The sequence below is a fragment of the Glaciihabitans sp. GrIS 2.15 genome, from assembly GCF_035984695.1.
Lineage (GTDB): Bacteria > Actinomycetota > Actinomycetes > Actinomycetales > Microbacteriaceae > Lacisediminihabitans.
This window is the reverse complement of the sequence record NZ_JAXCHU010000037.1, coordinates 1-1,125: the sequence shown is the minus strand read 5'-3', so window position 1 is coordinate 1,125 and position 1,125 is coordinate 1. Positions and strand designations below refer to the sequence as shown.

Genomic DNA, 1,125 nt, shown 5'->3' with positions numbered 1-1,125 from the left:
GGCTGCAGGTGCAAACTGTTGACGTCGTATCCACCGGGGACCGCGCACCCCGTCAGCACAAACAGGCTGAGACCAAGAACACTCAGCCCCGAAACCAGTCGGCGCGGTTTCGCCATAGGGGTGCTCTGCCGCCGAGTTTCAGTCATAACAACTATTTTCTACGGGAGGTTGGGGTCGGGGGTGTTGTCGTCAGAGTTGGCCGGGGTGTTGTCGGGTTGTGTGCTCAGGTAACGCCATTGGCCACCGGTGAAGATCAGGCGAAGGTGGGCGACCACGTGAGCTTGAACCCCCGCTTTGGTGTAATCGAACGTGATTGGGGTGAGAGCAAAATCAGCACCCGCGCTGGTGGTGATGTAACTTGTGGCACCGGTAACGTTCACCCCGGTGACACTGCCACCACCACCGGTCGCACCCAGTTTGGTGACGAACTGTTCCCGGGTGAGTCCGTTACGCAAGCTGATATCAGCCAGGTCGTACAACGCGCCTAGATCTGTCGCCTTCAACGCGGTGATGACCGCGGCGACGGTGGGATCGGCAGTGTGCGGTGTGGCGTCGGCATTGTGCGGTGCGGGGGCCGCTTTCAAGTTGAAGTGCTGCCGTTGACCCACACCTCCACCGTCGCAGTTTGGGAGGCAGCGTCTGTGTGCCCGATGACTCGGACAGTCGCTGCACTGGATGAACCGTTTGCAACCGGCTGGATGATGTCACTACTGACCGCAGCTGCGGCGTACAGGGTGCCGGCCCCGTCGTAACGGAACTGTTCATCATGGGTGCCACGTACTTGAAGGCTGGCTTTCGCAGCTGGCAGGGTAAGACCCACACCTGGGGCGCTGAAGTAGAACTCACCCGCGGTTGCGTCCGATGTTGTCAGGTCGATGCGGAGATACGCACCGCTGGTTTGATCACGGAACCCCACGGTGGGGTCAGTGAAAGTTGGAACTGTCGCGGCCTGACTGGGACTGCTGCCACCGACCAGAACAGTCACAGCGAATACAGCAACCCCAAGGACAGCAATGCCACCTAAGGCAACGCCAATACGCTTATTCATGGGAATCCTCACGGGACACAGTTGTAGTTGTTGCCACCGGCGCGGCCGTTCACAATCCGAACAAGCTCGATGTCTGC

Annotated in this window: 2 protein-coding genes; both read right to left on the bottom strand. The window is 59.7% G+C overall.

Annotated elements, in window-relative coordinates; all coding sequences use genetic code 11:
- Window positions 1-158: 158 nt before the first annotated feature.
- On the bottom strand, window positions 159-584 hold the full coding sequence (locus RCH11_RS18095; protein ID WP_327058419.1) for a hypothetical protein: 426 nt from the start codon (window positions 582-584) through the stop codon (window positions 159-161).
- Window positions 581-1,048, bottom strand: coding sequence for a hypothetical protein (locus RCH11_RS18090; protein WP_327058418.1), 468 nt, complete (start codon window positions 1,046-1,048; stop codon window positions 581-583). Before RCH11_RS18090 ends, RCH11_RS18095 begins: the two co-directional genes overlap by 4 nt.
- Between the last annotated feature and the right edge of the window lie 77 nt (window positions 1,049-1,125).